This is a genomic window from Paenibacillus alvei DSM 29 (assembly GCF_000293805.1).
Lineage (GTDB): Bacteria > Bacillota > Bacilli > Paenibacillales > Paenibacillaceae > Paenibacillus_B > Paenibacillus_B alvei.
In genome coordinates, this window is sequence record NZ_AMBZ01000023.1 from 42,550 (window position 1) to 61,359 (window position 18,810).

General features: G+C 40.6%; 17 protein-coding genes. 8 read left to right on the forward strand and 9 right to left on the reverse strand.

Annotated elements, in window-relative coordinates; translation table 11 throughout:
* The first annotated feature begins 8 nt into the window (after positions 1 to 8).
* The 3 genes from PAV_RS31545 (at position 9) to PAV_RS31555 (ending at position 2,930) form a co-directional block, all read left to right on the forward strand.
* Complete coding sequence (locus PAV_RS31545; RefSeq protein ID WP_005552622.1) at positions 9 to 1,397, forward strand: DNA cytosine methyltransferase; 1,389 nt, start codon at positions 9 to 11, stop codon at positions 1,395 to 1,397.
* A 78-nt stretch (positions 1,398 to 1,475) separates the two neighbouring features.
* Positions 1,476 to 2,534, forward strand: coding sequence for a phosphoadenosine phosphosulfate reductase domain-containing protein (locus PAV_RS31550; protein WP_005552623.1), 1,059 nt, complete (start codon positions 1,476 to 1,478; stop codon positions 2,532 to 2,534).
* Between the two features lie 15 nt (positions 2,535 to 2,549).
* Positions 2,550 to 2,930 (forward strand): hypothetical protein, encoded by a 381-nt coding sequence (locus tag PAV_RS31555; RefSeq protein ID WP_005552624.1) that lies wholly within the window; start codon positions 2,550 to 2,552, stop codon positions 2,928 to 2,930.
* Here PAV_RS31555 and PAV_RS31560 read toward each other — a convergent pair.
* Positions 2,927 to 4,327 carry a transposase gene (locus PAV_RS31560; protein ID WP_202950506.1) on the reverse strand — a complete coding sequence of 467 codons (1,401 nt, stop codon included), beginning with the start codon at positions 4,325 to 4,327 and terminating at the stop codon, positions 2,927 to 2,929. The two genes, PAV_RS31555 and PAV_RS31560, sit on opposite strands and share 4 nt — an antisense overlap.
* Positions 4,328 to 4,658: 331 nt before the next feature.
* On the opposite strand from PAV_RS31560, the gene PAV_RS31565 reads away from it, so the two are divergent.
* From PAV_RS31565 to PAV_RS31575, 4 genes are all read left to right on the forward strand, one after another.
* Entirely contained in the window at positions 4,659 to 4,868 is a 210-nt protein-coding gene (locus tag PAV_RS31565) for a Spo0E family sporulation regulatory protein-aspartic acid phosphatase (protein WP_005552625.1), read from the forward strand.
* 103 nt (positions 4,869 to 4,971) lie between these two features.
* Positions 4,972 to 5,643: an ATP-binding protein gene (locus tag PAV_RS32960; protein WP_005552626.1), complete on the forward strand. Its 672-nt coding sequence runs from the start codon at positions 4,972 to 4,974 to the stop codon at positions 5,641 to 5,643.
* Between the two features lie 40 nt (positions 5,644 to 5,683).
* Positions 5,684 to 7,186, forward strand: a complete 1,503-nt coding sequence (locus PAV_RS31570; RefSeq protein ID WP_005552627.1) for a hypothetical protein — start codon at positions 5,684 to 5,686, stop codon at positions 7,184 to 7,186.
* Between the two features lie 2,818 nt (positions 7,187 to 10,004).
* On the forward strand, positions 10,005 to 10,256 hold the full coding sequence (locus tag PAV_RS31575) for a GIY-YIG nuclease family protein (protein WP_005552628.1): 252 nt from the start codon (positions 10,005 to 10,007) through the stop codon (positions 10,254 to 10,256).
* A gap of 264 nt (positions 10,257 to 10,520) precedes the next feature.
* Here the strand turns inward: PAV_RS31575 and PAV_RS31580 are convergent, their stop codons facing one another.
* The 8 genes from PAV_RS31580 to PAV_RS31610 all read right to left on the reverse strand — a co-directional run bounded on the left by PAV_RS31580 (position 10,521) and on the right by PAV_RS31610 (position 17,938).
* Positions 10,521 to 10,775, reverse strand: a complete 255-nt coding sequence (locus tag PAV_RS31580) for a hypothetical protein (RefSeq protein ID WP_005552629.1) — start codon at positions 10,773 to 10,775, stop codon at positions 10,521 to 10,523.
* 245 nt (positions 10,776 to 11,020) lie between these two features.
* Entirely contained in the window at positions 11,021 to 11,161 is a 141-nt protein-coding gene (locus tag PAV_RS35150; protein ID WP_005552630.1) for a hypothetical protein, read from the reverse strand.
* Positions 11,162 to 11,429: 268 nt separating this feature from the next.
* Entirely contained in the window at positions 11,430 to 12,578 is a 1,149-nt protein-coding gene (locus PAV_RS31585; RefSeq protein WP_005552633.1) for a GAF domain-containing protein, read from the reverse strand.
* 21 nt (positions 12,579 to 12,599) lie between these two features.
* Positions 12,600 to 12,956 (reverse strand): hypothetical protein, encoded by a 357-nt coding sequence (locus PAV_RS31590; protein ID WP_005552635.1) that lies wholly within the window; start codon positions 12,954 to 12,956, stop codon positions 12,600 to 12,602.
* Positions 12,957 to 13,512: 556 nt separating this feature from the next.
* Entirely contained in the window at positions 13,513 to 14,376 is an 864-nt protein-coding gene (locus PAV_RS31595; protein WP_005552637.1) for an ATP-dependent DNA ligase, read from the reverse strand.
* 331 nt (positions 14,377 to 14,707) lie between these two features.
* On the reverse strand, positions 14,708 to 15,421 hold the full coding sequence (locus PAV_RS31600) for a hypothetical protein (protein WP_005552639.1): 714 nt from the start codon (positions 15,419 to 15,421) through the stop codon (positions 14,708 to 14,710).
* 18 nt (positions 15,422 to 15,439) lie between these two features.
* Positions 15,440 to 17,050 carry a CPBP family intramembrane glutamic endopeptidase gene (locus tag PAV_RS31605; protein WP_157267450.1) on the reverse strand — a complete coding sequence of 537 codons (1,611 nt, stop codon included), beginning with the start codon at positions 17,048 to 17,050 and terminating at the stop codon, positions 15,440 to 15,442.
* 243 nt (positions 17,051 to 17,293) lie between these two features.
* Positions 17,294 to 17,938, reverse strand: coding sequence for a hypothetical protein (locus PAV_RS31610; protein ID WP_005552642.1), 645 nt, complete (start codon positions 17,936 to 17,938; stop codon positions 17,294 to 17,296).
* Between the two features lie 498 nt (positions 17,939 to 18,436).
* On the opposite strand from PAV_RS31610, the gene PAV_RS31615 reads away from it, so the two are divergent.
* On the forward strand, positions 18,437 to 18,802 hold the full coding sequence (locus PAV_RS31615) for a hypothetical protein (protein ID WP_040737484.1): 366 nt from the start codon (positions 18,437 to 18,439) through the stop codon (positions 18,800 to 18,802).
* The last annotated feature ends 8 nt before the right edge of the window (positions 18,803 to 18,810 follow it).

Sequence of the window (18,810 nt, forward strand, 5' to 3'; positions counted from 1 at the left end):
TCCTTTTTATGCGTCCCATTTGTCTAATTCGGAATATTCGTACAGGTTATCACAAAGGAAACACACGGCTATTCCTCGAGCCGACCGTACTTGAAGCTGCTGGATTTCAAGTAGGAGAAGGTGTGCGACACATTATACAGGAAAGAACATTCATTATTACACGTGCTGAAGACACAAAGAAGATAATCAGTAAACGAAAACGTCCAAGTTGGGCGCATGAGAGACCTTTATACGATGCGTGCAGCAAGGAAATCACTCTTGTTTTTCGAGAACGAGAATATGTAGATTTGTTAGTCAGCGACGGTATGATTGTCATCCGTCCAATGCGCTCTTTTGACTTGTTTGTTATTGAAAAACCGATGCTGCAAGGAAACGATCTAAAGAAGCTACGGTTATATTCGGCTCCTTGCGGGGGCGGAATGGCCACAGCAGCTTTATGTGATACAGGATTCTATGAAGCCGTTGGTGCTTTAGATGTATGGTCAGTTGCGGTAGATGCATACCTAAGAAATTTCGGTTCGGGATATGTTTATCTAGGGGATTTAAAAACAAAACACCCTGATTATATACCATCTGCAGATGTTTGTTGGTTAAGTCCAAATTGTACTCGTTTTTCTTCTCTCGGTGGACAAGATGGGGGAATTACGGAGGGACACGGTCCACATTATGCAAGGATTGTGCTGGCTACAGGAGCGGAAGTAGTTATGATCGAGCAAGTTCCGCAGTACTTCCAATCACGATCATATCAGCATCTTAAAATGCTGTTAAGTCCGTTCTTCCCGTTTTCATATGAAACAATAATCAATGCGCATGATCTAGGCAGCGTTGCATCTCGTAAAAGGGGATACGCCGTTTTCTTTCGAGAGGAACATCCATTTCAATGGCCAGAGTTGCCTAAAACACTTGAACACCGTCGGAAGACAGTAGGGCAAGTGATCGGGAGAGAGTGGGAGTCCGGCAATTGGAAGCCAATTACCGGTACTGTGATGGAGGGGCTATTGAATAAGTCCGGAAACAATAATTTCAAGGCGGAAAAGAATCATACGCTTGTAAGCCTTGAAGGTAAGCTCGTATCAGCTTTCACACTTAATTATCAAAAAACACAAGTAACTTCAAGTTACTTAAAGCATCCTGAGTCCGATCGTTGGCGGTTGTTCCGTTCTGATGAGATGATGCGGCTTATGTCCCTACCGGATTCTTATGAGTTTCCAGAGTTCATGGGAGAAGGAGATCGAATTAAACTTATTGGCCAAAGTGTGGACGGGGGTGTGGTGAAAGCGATTGGAATTGAAGTTGCTGCAGCGATTATGAACAAACGTTTACGAGATATTGTTGGCTTGAAGCAAAATCAAACAAGCATTCGAGAAGTGGATGGCCAATATACCTTTCAGTTTTGAAAATAAGGTAGTCCGACTTTAAGAAGAGCTCCATAGAGTCGGAAGTAGTTTAATTATTTCATGGGGGAGGGGCGGCTTATGGACGTAGCTGAACAAATGGTTCTTTCATTTACTGACATCGATAAACACTACGATCAACTGCTTCCTTTAAATGAATATGATGTTGTCATTCTTAATCTATCAGGTGGAGCTGACTCCATGGGATGTTTGTTCCACCTGAAGAATGCAGGGTTGGATTTTTCTAAACTTGAGATTTGGCATCAATGTGTAGATGGTAAAGCCGATACGTATAAAGAATTTTGGGATTGGCCATGTACCGAGGGGTACATCGAAAGTGTTGCAAGGTATTTCAATGTTCCTTTGTACTATCAATGGCGAGATAAAGGGATATACGGGGAACTTATGAGGGAGAACCGTTTAACGGGAGATGTTTTCTATTCAGAAAATTCGAAAATAATACGTCTTCCAACTAAAAAGGGTTCTCAGAGTACCCGGCGTAAATTTCCAGCTCAAAGTTCGGATCTCCGATATCGGTGGTGTAGTGCAGCTGCAAAAGCAGATCCAGCTCGAAGGGTATTAAACAATAATCCTCGTTTAAAAGGAACACGACAGAAGCCCAAGAAAATCCTTTTTATTACTGGTGAGCGCCGCACTGAAGGAGGGAACCGTTCAGAATATTTAAAGTTTGAAGTCCATAAGTCCACTACACGTGAAAGAATTGTCCATCACTGGCGTCCTGTTATAGATGAATCAAAAGCAGATATGTTCGAGTTACATAAAGAGTTCTCTATTATGCCTCATCCAGCTTATTATCTGGGTTTCGGACGAGTTTCTTGCATGGGCTGCGTTTTTTCAACCTCTCATCATTGGAGTACTATACAACTTCTTTCCCCGGAGCGATTCAATCAATTTGTTGAAACCGAATTAGAAATAAATCACACGATAGATTGCAAGATGTCTCTCATAGAGAAAGCTAAAAAAGGGGATTTAGCCAAAGTATTACCTTTAGGTGATCCAATGCTAGAAAAATGGATTCAATTGGCCATGAAGAAGGATTTCACTGTTAACGATCTGATTATGGAAGAATGGACCCCACCAATCGGAGCACATCGTGGGTGTGATGGTGGCCCATCTTAAAACGGAGGAATAGAGATGAATTTGGTAACTATGAGACTGAAGCAATTCTTTGCTAAAAAAAATATTGTCCATAGACAATATATCATTGAGTACAAAGGAGCCGACTGTGTTATTGAATCTGACTACGTAATTCGTAAAATTCTTGAGGCAAACGCCGAGGATCAGGACGCAATATGGAATGAGCTCAGTGCCTATGAAGGTGACATTCATGAATATTTGAGTCGCATAGCAACGGGATATGTGTTTGCTGAAAGAATAGTAGAGCTCAATTCCATTGAAGATGTACTGAAAGGAGGTGCAGATACACAATTTTTCTTTACTAGACTGAGTGTAGAACAAAAATTGAAATTTCGTTATTTAGAAATGCTCTGGACAGTGAAAAGTTCTAACGCTTAAGAAGCCAGAAAATCGGCAGCAGAATCAGGTGTTTCTTGCTTGGAACGAATTATTTGGGTTATGGATAAGTGTGGATTTTGGGCAAACAGGCGAAAAATCGACTTGCGCAAATAAGCCGCTACCGTCGCTTCCGAGACGATGGACTTGGACGGTGTACGCAAATAGCGGAAGAACAGCGCAGGCGTTTTACCGGAAAAGCGTAAAGCGATCAACTGCACGATGCCCGTGGCGATGACGCTGCACATCACGAAGCCTTCGACGGCCTGAAGGGTCAACCGAATCCGATGCCGATCCGACTCGCTCTTCACTTGCTCCAGCGGATCGCTTTCGCCTTTGCGGCGGTAACGATTCAGCTTGGGCATCGATGCGCTCCAGAAGCGATAGCCGAATGCGCCGATCACTTGCTTCATTTCCCGAAACGTACATTCGATCTTGAACCGGTAGCCGTACAATTCGACGATCTCCGCGGCCGTAAGCGACAGATCGGTACTGACGAGAATGGCAAGGCGGTCACCGTGTCGAACGAGAACAAAGCGCAGTTTCTGGTAGAGGCCTTGCCCCCATAACAAATCCAGGCACAGGAAGGAAACGATCTCTTCCTTGCCGTAGAGAGTCACGGTGGCGGTTTGAAAATCGGCTGCGCGCGTTTGGAACAACTCAGCCAGCTTCAGCATCTTGCCTTTCTTCGGCGGACGACCGGGCCCCGACTTCTTCGGTGCAGGCTTTTCGTAGGCAACTGCATTCATTTTGGCTTTCGTAACGATGTGCATGGATCCATTGCCTTCGGCCAGCCGCTGCAGCGCGGGGATGGACAGGAAATACCGGTCCAGCAGGAGCAACGCTCCGCCGAAGGTACGCGCGGCGACGAAGGCCTGCTCGATCAGCTGCACAACATGGGAGCCATGGCGCTGCTCAGCATCGCCCGTCCAGTTGAAGATGGCTTTCACACCGTCCTGCAAGTTTATGAACAAGGGCAGGCAGAACCACTTGTGCCGTGTGCCCGCCAGAATGCCGATGGCGCCAAACAGATGACCGAAGATGTATTCGCCCTTGGAGACATTTTCGGATTCCTGATGCAGCTTCTTCACGCCCGGCATATGCCGTCCTTCCTTGGCCTGCTTCACGCCGTCGCCGACGAACACAACCCTTCCGCGCACGCGCATAAGCGGGGCCGAGCGGTTAACGACTCCCTGCCAAGCAAGCCGCATTGAATCCAATGACCATGCGGAGGAACGAAAGAAATGAAGCATCGATTCATAATGACGCGGATCGAGCGTCAGATCCCGGACGATGGAAGTGACACCGAGATGATCGGAACGGACCATCAAACCGACAACGATGACTACGAACCACTCGAAGGCGGCGGCGCGCGAGAAACAAGCACGAAAGGCAGACAAAATCTCATTTATAAATTTCAACATGGTATGGTCGGTCGCGACGAAATCGGGTAAACTAACAGAGTAACCCTTTCTGCGATCTGATCTCCTTTCTGACTTAGGAACCGTAAGGATACCACAGATTCGTCCGATTGGGTTATTTTTCTATGCGATCATTTTCAACGAGAACTTTTAACTGTCCAGAAATGCTATTGAGCGAAGAATTGATTCAGAAAATAGCAGCATCCAATACACCGGATTTTGTAGATGAAGCTTTCCGCTCTATCGCAGAAGATTTATACAACCAGTAAAAGCATAAGTGAGTCTAATCATGAAAGGTTGGGTGGGTTAAATGAAACGACAAACAACCAGACATGACATCTTAGACGAGGAACAAGTGCTTAAAAGAGAATTGGAAGAGCAGCGACGTAAAATGGAGGATACTGCTAATGGAATCCCTCTTTGCCATCCTTCAGTAGTTAAAGAATCCGAGGCATTGGATCAAAAGATACTTTCACTTATGCATTTGAAGAAAAAGAAAGGCCAACCATCTCGCGAATAGTTGGCCAGGGGAGTAAAACTTTTAGCGCGGAGTCTTACTCCCCTTCATGATATCAAAGTTCATTAAATGCTTCAATTATGAGCATATCCATGGAGGGAAACATATGCAATTGGTACGTGAAGACTGGAAACTTTTCCGAAACATTGAAACATTGTGTCAGAAAGCAGGAGTACATCGACAATTCATTCCACAGCTTGTTGTGAAAGAATTAGTCGATAATGCATTGGATGCAACTGGAGACTGTAAGCTTGAATTAGTTGACCATAGAAGCTTCAGAGTAACGGATTACGGGGATGGTATTGATCCGGAATGGCTGCAGGAATATTTCTCAATCAATCGGCCGATGATTTCTTCGAAATTACTTCGTCTGCCAAGCCGTGGAGCGCTTGGGAATGGGCTTCGTGTCGTTACAGGCGCAGTCATTGCAACAGGGGGGGAACTTACTGTTACGACAAGGGGAAAAGTTTACAAGATAATTCCCTTAGACGATGGCACAAGCGTCAAGGAGTTAATTGGAGTTAGTGAACACATGGGTACTTCCGTCCTCGTTCAACTCGGTATGTCAATTAGTGAATCAACTTTACGGTGGGGTAATCTAGCAATAACATTTAGTAAACAGGGGACGATGTATAAAGGTAAATCATCACCTTATTGGTATACTTCAGAAGCGTTTTTCGAATTAATCAATGCAGCAAATATGACACTAGAAGAAGAAATCAACCGAGATCATCCAATGCTTACAGAACTATTACGGTGTCCACTGGATAAGAACTAATGATTTCTCTTTTAAGGACGCTGAGTCCTTACTTGAATGCATGCGAGAATATATCAAAGTACCAGCTTCAAAGGCACTAGGAGAAGTTGGCGATTGCTTTGCGGATGCTGAGCATTGCAAAAAAACAGGAACTTTTATGATCAACTCAGAACGAGGCCATTGTGAAGCTCAGATTCCGATCGTTGTAGAAGCTTGGGCAAGTATCAAGAAGGGGGACAATAAACGATCCTCATTAACGATCTGTGTAAATAAATCACCTGTAACAGCTGATGTAAATGTATATACGAAGCAAGCCTCCACTACGATGTGGGGAGGAGGTTTACACATTGAAGTGAAAAGTAGACCAGCTGATTTTTATGTGAACATCATCACCCCCTATATGCCGATTACAAGTGACGGGAAGGCCCCGGACTTTAGGCCAATGTCAGAAGAGATTGAATTAGCAATTAAACGCGCTGTATCTAAGGCACGGAAAGCTAACCAGGATGAGATGACAGGAGGGCGCAACGAAAGACAAATTGTACTGGACAATTTACCTGCAGCTATTGCTAAAACGAGTGGGAACGGAGCTTTCATTTTTAGTCAGCGGCAACTGTACTACGCGATTCGTCCTTACATAATGGACGCATTTGATGGTAAACAACCGAACTATACATACTTCTGCCAAATCATAACGGATTACGAAGCAATGTATGGAGATATACCAGGGATGTATCGAGATCCGCGCGGAACACTTTATCATCCTCATACTGGAGAAGAAATACCTTTAGGTACCATCGCTGTACAAGATTATAATCGACCGCGCTGGACATTTAATAAAATTATTTTTATTGAGAAGGAGGGGTACTTTGCAAGTTTGAGAGATGTAGGTTTTCCGGAGAAGTATGATTGCGCACTTTTATCAAGTAAAGGGTATGCTTCTCGAGCTGTAAAAGATTTATTCGATCTTTTAGGAGAAACGGATGAAGAGATTCAATTTTTCTGTGTGCATGATGCAGACGCTGCTGGTACTAAGATTTTCGAGACATTGCAGGAGGCTACAAATGCCCGTCCTGGTCGTAAAGTAAAAGTTATTAATCTTGGACTCGATCCAGAAGAAGCCTGCGAAATGGGCCTACAGATCGAGACGTTTGAAAGTGAACGTCGTCGTCCTGTAGCTAATTATGTTTCTTACTATTGGAGTGATTGGCTGCAATCTAATCGTGTTGAATTAAACGCAATGAGTACGCCACATTTCATTGAGTGGCTGGAGAGTAAGATGGAAGAACACGGCGTAGGAAAGGTTATTCCTACTGATGATGTTCTAACCAAAGCGTTAGAAGAGAGTACAGAGCAGCTGATACGCTCCCAGGTCATGAATGAGATACTTCAACAAAACCATTATGAAGAACTTGTGCAGCAAGAATTAAGTCATTCCAAGGAGATAATTGAGCATGCCAAAAAGGATCTTCGAAGAAAAGTAAGTACAAAACTTGAACTTAAACCATTGAATCGTTGGGATGCACCAATTAATGAGATGGCCATAGATTTAATTAGCAAATAATACTTTATATATGACAAAAAGTCCAAGCTGTTAGAAAATAGCTTGGACTTTCTACTTCCATGCTCAAATTGTCATTTCCGTTTATCCACAAGGTAGGAAGATGAACGTTCAATTCTGTTGTGGATAAATCGAATTTTGGCATATTCCGACTTCTTTTTTTTGTTCAGTGTGATATCATGAATCACATAGGACTTACTTAATCGACATAAACTTAATAAAAAAGCCATTAAGTTCAGGCGGAATTAAGAAGCTACCAACTTCTTAATCTGCTCATCCGAAGGATTGTTCGGGAACAGGCCATAAACTCAATGACTCTTTTAACGTTTTTAGCGTAACGCTATATGCGTTCATTGTACCATTACGGTCCCTTCTAATCAAGAGACTAAGGGTTCATGTTTAAGAGAAAATTGAGAGATTCTCAGATCTATTTTTGAATCTACAATGCCCTGTATTCCGCGCTATTTCGGATGCAGGGCTTTTATTGTTCCTAAGGTAATTCACTCTCTTTGAGAGGTTTTACATAAATAAAAAACCTAGCTTACCAGGCTAGGTTCGTATGAGAGAGAAGACTTAATTTTGACCTTCCATAGTAGACTACCAATCTACTTGGAGAACGAGACTTTCTAAGTTACCAGCTTAGAAGTCAATTGAGTAACAATCGGCTACCAACCGAGAGCTACTAACAACTAGAAAACAAAACTTAAAACAAAAACAAAACTAAATATTACAAATTTCCAGAAGCTCCGAAGGCACCTTTTTTGAAAAAAGCGTACTATCGAGGGCCTAGCTTTTTATTGTCAAAATTAAGTTATGAAGTGATTATAGCAGTCCTAGAGAATCAATTCAATAGGTTAATCGACTTTGATGTACATAATTCGACACAGTACGACATATTTTACCGCTATATCTATAAAGTTCCTACTTTTCGTCTGATTCTTCGGATTCATAGTGACGATTCATGTCGTTCTATTTATTCATATAATTTGTGACCTAAGTAGCAAGTTAGAATTGCGAAAAATAATACAAATCTCATAGAACGCGCTCGATCTCATTTTTTGAAAAATAGATGTCGAGGGCTTAGTTTCCTATTGCCTTTTTCGAGAATAGGACAAGCTCGATGAGCCAGCGCAGCTCCGTGGTTTGCAATAAATGTGGCAGGATAACACGCTAAAAACTGTCCATCATACAGGCGGGAGCCTTACCCCAAATGTATGGTTATTACCGGGTTGCTACGTTTCGGTCGTAGCCACTAGCTCTCTAACCAAGAGTCAAGTGAAGCCGGCTTAGCCCCCGTTTACCCTCTGTCGTGATGATAGCTTGCACGGATGGGGGCGTGTTGGATGTGTTAGAACACGTAATCCCCAATCCAACGTAAGGCAAAACGAAGTGAATACCGTAATTGATGTGACTCCATCAAGTGTATTCGACCGTTCCGAAAAGTACGTAGTAAAACATCGATAGAACCTTGCTGGAAACCGTTCAAGGGAGATGAGACTACGGTTTGAGAAGCAATTGTAAGTCGTGGTGACAGATTAGTCATAGGAACCGTAACTAATCTGGAGTAGAAAACTCCATAGCAATTGGTGCAGGTAATGCACGTGGGTAGAAACAATTCCGGCAGCCAGTCGCCGTATTTAGTGCTGGCCCCGAAATACCCGCCTTATCCCGCTGAGATGGCCATCGCTGCCGTCTAAGTTGTTTTTTAATAGCAACCGGGATAAGGTGAATTGTGTCCACTTAACCCTTTACATTCACGAAAATAACGTGGAAGGTTGTACGTACTCCAATTCACCGCTAATGTAGGGGTGGGCGTGGGGAGTATGTTATATTCTATAAAAACGCTTTAGCGTTTTATCCTTTATAACGTGGCTTGTGGACAGTTTGCTATTATACATAAAGTTATGCACAAATAGCCTTATGATAGACTATCCTTAGTAAAAATTATTTCCCAAGCTTAAATGTATATACATAGAATTGTGATGAATAATTTGGTGGGAGTAGCCCAAGCGAAGGCGCGGGAGATAATGGATTTTAGATAAAGTGGCATGATAGTGATAAGAAATGAATAGTTTGATTGTCATAATGGAGAATCTTTTGGATATACTATTAAAAGGTTGTATACGATTTAACCGCTTTCCCTACATTATTTGTAGGGACTTTTTTGATCTAGCGTTTTATAGGAAGTGATTGATAATATTAGATTGAGTCTTCGGTAAAGTGCTTTAGGAGCATAATTCGCTGTTAGACTTTGTGCAAGATACTATTTTCCGATCAGGCCGAACTGGGTGAATGCGAAATAACAACCAGGAGAGTGTGCCACAGCTGCAGCAGCTCAAAATCGTCACTTGCCATCACTGGGGAGATACTCCGTGCAGTAGTCCGCAGCTGGTCGCAGTAGAATAGACCGTGCCGATTAGTGCTTCTGGAATATCGTTAATCAGTCCTAAATCTTTATTTTCTTTCAACATCTTGAGTTGAACGGTGTTTACAGGGATCCGTTTTCAAGCTGTGGAGTCATCATGATATTGAATATTGAGCTGCAGCTACTTGAACCAGTGATGTTGCTCCATTATAGTTTGTGATCGGTCATACGAGGTTGTCCTTTACGGTTAAAAATTTGGCTATGCAACAACTTTAAGTTTAAAGGACAACAAGAAATTACTTTAACGTTTTTACCAGACTATTTCATCAAAGTCGTGTTTTGTACTAATGTCTACGTCGCTAACTCCGATAACCTCTCTGTTAATTGACACAAAGTTCCCCTCTTTATTAAGCTGATAATTAACCTAAAAAACATTAAATATAGGAGTGATTTAATATGAGAATCGACCCTATTTGGAAGCTGCAGCTTGAACAACTGGCAGATAACGTTATGAACCTGATACCAGTACAGGTTCATAACCTGGATCGTTATGCTTTTCCGAAGACAGGCGGTGTATATGCCTTCTCAACCATTAGTCAAGATGAATGTACTTATGTAGGAAAGACGATTGACTTCAGAAAACGTGTTTTTGATACTCACCTAAATGGAATAAAAGGGAAATCGGAAATTCCCCTGTCACTACCTTAGATGAACTCGACGACTATATTTCTGATAACTATCAAATCCGTTTCATGGTGATCGAGGATGTTACTGTTCGCAAAAAATAAAGTATTAGACTGTGACTGTTGATTTGACGCGGGATTGTTGTTTCAAAATCGTTAGCTAATGGAAAAAAGTTTTAGACTGGCCTACGATTAGGATGCATCGAAAGATGAGAATTAGAAAATAAAGTATTAGACTGCTTGAGCCAGCCGCCGTCGCTGATGCGCCGTTTCTAAGGTCGGCTCTTATCTATTTGATGCGCCTTAATGGTGGCTGCGTTTTCCTTTGCCGATGTTCAGTCAATACTTTTTGCCAAACGTCGTAATGTCTTTGCAGGCGATACAATAAAACTACGATGCTGTCCTCGAAGAAATCCTTATATTCATAAGGCAGATCGTCAAGCAGCTGTATTAACTCATCTACGTTATCAATTCTTTCACGGATAGCGCCTCTTGTCTTACGTAGACGATTTTGAATTTCTGATAGGTACTCTAAATTTTCCATGAAATCGCTCCTCTCATTTATCATTGTGGACACAATCATAATGAAAAATAACCGGAGCGCATCAGTCTACAACTTTATTTTCTAGTCTAAGACTTTATTTTTCAGTCTAAGACTTTATTTTCTTTTGACAGTTACAGTACGCGGGTGTCTTGAAGTTTATCTCAATTCTTTGTTAAGACCGGTTTACTCTGTTCCCCTGTTTTAGAAGTAACTAAATCGTCTTCAAGCGAATTTCTTGAATAGTTTCACAACCATTTTCGTTTTGTAGTATTATTGGTTACTTTTTTAATGATTTTTTCAGCTTTTGTATTACCAGGAACACGTTCCCCTATTTTGTATTTTGTAATATTGGCTTTCTTATTTAGGAACTTCTTAAAAAAACTCATAGGTATACCCCCGTAAAAGAATCGTTTGGTTATAGAGTCTCCAAATGATTAGGAGTATATACAAAAAATAAAGCCCGGAGGATTCTCCGGGCTTCTATTAGATGCTTCTCTTTGTCTTATTCAAATTACTGTACAATGCGTTTTGTACGATCCGTTCTGCTTTTTGATTTTGTGGGACACGGGTACCCACTGGGTACTTAGTGATGTTGGAAGTTGGATGTTTTTCATTTCTTCGGAAAAGTTCTTTTATTAATAAAGTCATACCGTGTCACCTCCAGTCGTATGTAGCGCTGATTTCCTCTGAAATAATTATATCATATTTGCTCATTAATTCCACGTAGTAGTTATGCAGTTTAATAGAAGAGCATATAACTTGCGAGTAAACTTCTAACACTTTTGACACTGCTTTTTTTTGCTCTTCTTCAAGATGATAACCACTTCCAAAATGAAGTACGATTACGCCTATAGGAACATAAGAATTCATCCCTGATTCACTTATAGGGAACCCCATAACTCCTTCATATGGGCGATCACGAGGCTCGAAACCATATTCTTTATCTGCATCCGGAGTATTTACATTTTGAATCCAAACAACTCTTCCTTCTTTTGCAACTTTGCCGGCAAAGTTGTCGCCAAGCTGCACTTTCTTATTTTTTACTACACTGTTAGGCATGTTATATTGACCAAAAATCCGTAACTCCTGTTCTTTGTTGAGCAACATAATCGAGCCCTGTCTTATATAAGGTTGTATGGATTTCATAGTTGTTATTTCAACTAATATGCGATCCATAATCACTTCGAAATTATTTCTACTGTTCATGGGATCAATAACGATATCAGCTAAGTTCTCTACTACCCGTCTCATGGATTCGAAACTTTCGTTTGGAAATGCACTTAATTGTCGCAGCTGCTCGATTGCATCTAACAATTGACTAATATAGCGATCTTTTTCACGTAATTGTTCCTTGATGTACTCGTTTGCTTGATAACGTACAAATTGTTCTAAATCGGCACTGTACTTTTTTGAAAGCTCGGCAGAAAAAAAGTGGTTTTTCATCGGCCCTTTTGTGTTCATAAACCAAATTGGAAAGACAGTAGGACTAACTATGTTTTTCCTTGCCTTTTCCGATAAGAATAAGAGCAGAAACCAACCTCCAAAGATTATTGCGATAGTCTCAAAATTATAGGGAAATGAAAAATTCCAGTTAGGCCAGAACTTTTGAATAACTTGCTCGATGAAGAATACAAACAAGAGCGCAGCTGCGGGGAGATTGAATATCTGAAAAATCGCAAGGATAAAATTTACGAACCATTTAACCCAAAGTGATAAATAACTTTCTTGAAGCCTATGCAGGAATGTAAGGTACCTGGAATCGCCAATCAAGTCCTGCAACTCTTCTTCATGATCATTGTTCATATTAAATGTTGATTCCCCCCTTTAACTGTATTGACCATTAGAATCTATATCATCATGTTGAGACATTTCATACACCAAATTCAATGCACGTGGAGCAGATTTAAGTAACTCCAAATACTCATTATATTCGCTATCAGTTATTAGTCCGAAGTTATAATGTAGGGCAACATTTCCTGGAATAAGTTGTTGTACGAGGTTTGGATCTTTTATTGATGCTTTTAGGCTATCTACTTGTTCCTTTGAAAGGATGGCGTAGGACATCTTAGTTGTACTAGAAGTGATTTTATTCATGAACTCATCTATTGTCCATTCACAAAGTTTCATAGGTTCATCAAAAGATAGTTCCCACATTCTACCGTCATTATAATAGATGGCCATTTTGGAGTCTTTATAGTATTATTACCGTTACGCCGGCTACAATGCCGACGGCCTTTTCTACCGCATCCAGAACAGTCAACAAACTTGAAAAAAATGTCACGAAGATCACCTCCTTGCGAAAGGCTTCGCCGTGACTCCACCATACTCAATTGTCTATAATTAAGTGTACCATATACTCGAAAAAAATCATTATAGTTTTATATAGTCATATGTGATCCACAATTGCATTGGCTGCTTAGTATGTAGGCACTCAGTTGTACTAGGGGTACCGCCAACAAAACGCGGAAAACGTACGCTAAGGGGAAAAATCCAGTAACATCGCTGATTTTCCGTACGCTAAGGAATGCAGCACAAAGTCAATTGTGTTGTATTAGTCCGGGTATTCATGCGGAACCGTTCCCTCTAACGCAACACAATTTAGACGTTCTCGGCTGGATCACGATGCAACACAATTGTTAGCGTACGATTTTCGCGTTTTGCTGTCTCTACCCCTACTACGTCCAGTTAATAATTTTGAGATATATAAAAACCCGATCGGAAAACCCGACCGGGAGTACTAACTTATGAATTTTACAAAGGCCGGATCACGAAGCATTCCTGCCTTTGTAAAATTTCTTATTTTAACCTTGGCCCTGATTAGAGGCTGTAGAAAAACTATGCTCTTCTCTTCTCTGAGTATCAGTTGATTTTTTAGTCTATGGAATTCTTTTTTATGTTCAGAATTAACTCCTAATTCTATCATGCCAGCAGCCCGAAGATTTCCTTCGCCGTCCTCTATGGCCGCAAGCCAGCCAAATTCCCCTTTTCGAAATCCCATAATTTTAACGTCTACGTACGTCCAGTTTATAACCTTCTTCCAAGCTTCGGATCGCCGGCTAACATATACACTGTCTTTCTTCTTGCACACGATACCCTCCAACTGCTTTGAACAAATATCTGCAAATAGTGCCTCCCCTGCCCCTTCTATATAAGGAGTCGGCACAATATGTTTGTTACCTTGAAAATCTATGGACTGGAGTATTTTTTTACGTTCCATAAGCGGTAAACCTCGAAGATCCTGTCCCTTATAACGTAGAATATCAAATACAACAAAAGAGACTGGAATTTGTTTGGATAACTTTTTAATTGTTAGGTCTCGGCTTGCTTGAAACCGGGACATCACTGATTCAAAATCTACTGTTCCCGTATATGGATCGATTACCACTACTTCACCATCTAGGATAATGTCATCTGAAAATGGTACTGCAGCGATCTCAGGATATGTTTTAGTACACTCGTTATTGTGCCGAGTATAAAGCCGTGTAGTCCCGTTAATATGTGAATATATCAGTCGATGGCCGTCATATTTCGGTTCGAAGATATAATTGGGATCGTTAAACGCCGTATTTGATGTTTCTAATAACATAGGGGATATAAACATTTTTGCATCACCCTCCCCTATAAATTATAACTCTGTGTTGCAGCTAGATAGAAATGTAAATATTACTATGGTCTCCATTCCACTTTCCGGATCTTAGGGATTAGTAGTCACTGTGGGCCGCCGGACCTCCCCTAACCTTAAATAATCATAGTTAATGCTGAATATTCCTTCTGCAGGAAAAAGAAGAGCTCAGTAGATACTAAAAATTAGGTAGCAGCTGTTGGCCACTATTTGATTACACACAAAAAACCAGGAGCTCCTGCCCCTGGTTTAGATTATTCACCTTATAACTTGTTACGTATGTAATTCCCATTATTAGCGCCAGGTAGAGTTATGACTGTGGGGGTTGTACATACATTCTTTCAGGTAGTTCATCCCAAAATTCCATTAGGGCTTCACTGTAGACAGTAAGCTCGTCATCTGAGACATCAAGAACCTGCTCATTCAATGTAGTAAAATGATAGTCAATAGCAGATGTTTCTTCATTGACTTTTCTGAACAGGTCAGGTCGAGCTTGTTCTAATATCTTCCTTGCTCTACCATCTCCGTGTTTCACTAGATTTTGAAACTCTCGTAGTTCATTGATCTTTTCCCATGATGGTAAGTCATCCAGCTTAACACCACACATTAAGAACTCAGCTTTGATCGTACCTATATTTGTGCAGAAGTCTTTGAAATTGATATTTTCGTGATTACGTTCAATTAATTCTTCGTATAAAAACTTACGTACTTGCTGTTCCCAGAATTGATACAACGTTGCAATGCTCATGAGCCGCACATTATATTTCATGAGCTCCATGCTTATGCCGTATGAAATGCCATAATAATGAGCATCGCTCGCAATGTCTGCTTCATTCCCGATGTTAGGGTTGTATTGCCCACTTCCTACTGTCTCCAAATACAAATCAGCTGCATTCGCAGCATCTTCATCTATATTTGCAAAGACAGGAGCTACCTTATCAAAGTACGCCTTGCAATACATTGATATATCCCACTTTAATACATCTCTTTTACTACTAGACAGCCACATAAATCGTTGCATCATGTCTGATCCCCTCCAGATTTATTTGTAACCATTATTCAATATAGCTCTTTTATTTGACAATCGTAAATGTAGTTTTGAAAATAAAAATACAACAATTCCCGGAATTACTATAGCTATGCTGCTCCAGATAAATGAAGATATTGAACCCTCTAAGAAGCCTGGAAGATTCATAATGAATGTATCTAACATAAGATGGGCAAACATCGCAGTCCACCAATTATGCTTGATCATAATGTATAGAAAGACAAGTCCTAAACAGAATGCTTCAATAGGTCGAACATAAAACGGGTAAATCGGATATGTAGCGTGTCCAGCAGCCCATATCATAGTTGGGATAATTCCAGCAACAAAAGGGTTCTTGAACCACTTCATAAATAATGCTGTCCCTAGATAACGGTATATCCCCTCCTCTGAAATGGCAGCCACCCATGCCATGAAAGGTAGCAGCAAAGAAAGCCTTAAATTAATTGGAGACTGTGCGGCGTTTGTTGAAGACCAGGTGAAGCCGCCAACACTAAATGTCCAGTATATAATAGCTTGCAACCCAAGAAGGATCCCAGCATAAGTTAGCCCGCAAATAAATGACCGGACAAGTTCTTTCCCAAACGGCGGATCACTCCACTTCAAACACATTGTATGAGATCCATTACTGTCCCATAAATACTTACCTGTATGAAGTGAAAGATAAAGCAACAAGGATTGAAGAATGGTAACCCCGTATTGAAACATCATTGTGGAATTCATATCAATCAGTTCAATAGGCAGCTGATATCGTAACGCTGACGAGCTGGGCAGCATAGACCAGATATGGACAAGCGAGAGCGTACAAGATATACAAGCTAATAATAAAAACGTGATGCTTCCAAACCGAATTGACTTTCGAAACCGGATATAAGTTAAGAGTGTATAAGCACTTAATAGTATAGACATCAATACATGAACGAAATTATAGGTTAAGGAGGCTGCTGCGGACTGGTGCTGTTCTTCTCTAAGGTATGAATCCGGAAGGATCCATAACGGTTCAGCTGCAATTACCTCACCATTCTTATAACTATAACGGAGGGCTAATGTAGCGTCCCCTACTTTTCCGTCACTAATGTTATATATCATATCGTTATCCTCGATCGAACTATCCTGAAGCTTCGTTGTGTAGTCGCCCCACCCCATTGCCTCCGTTACCCCTAATATAGCGGTTAGTGGTACCTTATTTGAAATGTGGTTATTATTAGCATTCCTACCCTCCCCTAAGTTAGAAGTAGCGCTAGGAGACAACTCATCGTTCCTAAAACCAATGATCTTACCGGTTTTCATATGAACAAAAACCTTTACAATTGAAGGCTTATCATCGTACTTGGCATCGATTAAGACCTCGTATGCATCATACGGTGCCAATGTCCCCCATTTCTCGTATTGATCAAATAATTGATGTTTATCGAGATAGCCAGTTAATGACGAGTTTGATTGATATATAACGGTAGGCCTAACAGCATCATTTAGTTGTAACTTGCCTTTGAATACGTCGGAGTTATGGATAAATTCAATTGCTTTATCAATCGCCTCTTCTTTCGTGAATGATGGAGACGTTTCTACCTGTTGTGAAGGAATCAAAATTTGAAATGTGATGAACACGAAGGCACAGATCAATGCCGTGTATACGATTCGTTTAGAGACCATATGTATGTAACCCTTTCTCATCTTTTGTGTGTTACTGTGTGTTTCGTATGTGTTCTAATGTGTTCATTGAACGCATATATATCTCCCATAATATAAGGATTTTCTATTGGGTTGTGCTGTTTGTTGTGTGTTATAGTGTGTTCTTTGAACACTAGATAACACACTGCTATAACAATAAGAGGCCGAATACTCGGCCCCCTATTGTTCGTTCTCATATTCCTTTTTTGTAGCTTCAGCATGATGATTGAGTATGTACTCCTCGATGAAAATATCACGCTTTGCTAGATTTTCTGCTTTAGAAAACAATCCTGTCTTAATGAATCTCTCAGTAATCGGTCGTTTTTCCCATTCTTTTAAGGCTTCGATTCGCAGCTTTGCCTCTATTCTGCGCTTTGTGATATCTGCTGTGAGCTCTTTCTGTCGTTGCTCCAACAGCATGGCTTTACTATCTTCCTGAATGTGCTTGATTTGTATGGCCATCTCGTCATTTAGAGCCTGCTTAAGCTCTTTCATGAGCATATCCTTAATGTACTCTACCGATGAAGCAGTCAAATCCGTATTCTCGCTATGGTAGTCAGGAGGAAACTCTCTAGTAGTTACTGCTCCACCCTTAAGTGAATCATGAATCCCGTTGATAGACCAACCCTCGTCCCTTTTCTGGACGATATATTGTGCAATGTTTAAATCTGTTTCATCATAAATCTTCTCGTTATCTGCTTCAGTGCGCTGGATATAGTGAATTCGCTCTTCTTCAAGAGCCTTAAACCACGTATTTACCGTAGTGAAATGCTTTCCAACAAGGCTAGAGAACTCTTTTATCTTCCAAAATGGTGCAACGTTCACTGTTACACCTCCCCTATTCTAAATTAGGACAAACGTCTATATTACTACTATTGTAACATATATAAATTATCGCTACCAACAAGCTTATAGCTAACAAAAGTAACCACAAAAAGGAAAATCAAGAGTCGTAATAGAGACAACACCTACTAAGAAAGTGCTATTATATAAGTTAGTACTAGTTTATCTTAGTAAAATGCATATAATCTATTCCTAATAGGTAGATTATATATAAGTTATACGAAAACTATTACAGTAAATTAGATCTAATCACTAGCTTATGAGTAGCTTATATCTATAACATATCGATAACTTATTGATTATCGAAAGTTTACTACAACTAAATTAGCCATAACATATAAATTATTCATAATTTAGCTCTATTAATTTCAGAAGTACTATTGATATTGTTCTTGCGCAATGATATAGTAGATATATGAGCATGTGTGTTACATGAACACACGTAAACATCCGTGTATCTGTCAGAAAGGGGGAGAGGATGTGTCAGGAAAGATCATTATGGTAGAAGATATATGCAAGAAGCACATTCGTGGTACTGTGCTAGATATTTTCTATATCATTATGAATAATGAGAACATTTCTAAAAGGGGTATTATCCGAAAATTCCTGCAGTATGATCCAGACCCGAATGCTAAAGTCACAAAATACCGTCTCATCGTTGATGTTGGGATAGCTACGCTGGAGGGAGCAATGCTGATTGAATCTTGGTCTTCTGGTGGAGCGTCAGCATATGTTTTGACTTCACATGGTAAAGAAGCAAGTATCATTCTAGCGGATATTTTTAATGAGGATCCAACCATTATGTACGGCAGTAAGGTGATGGTCGTTGAAAATAGAGAAGAATAATAAGGAGG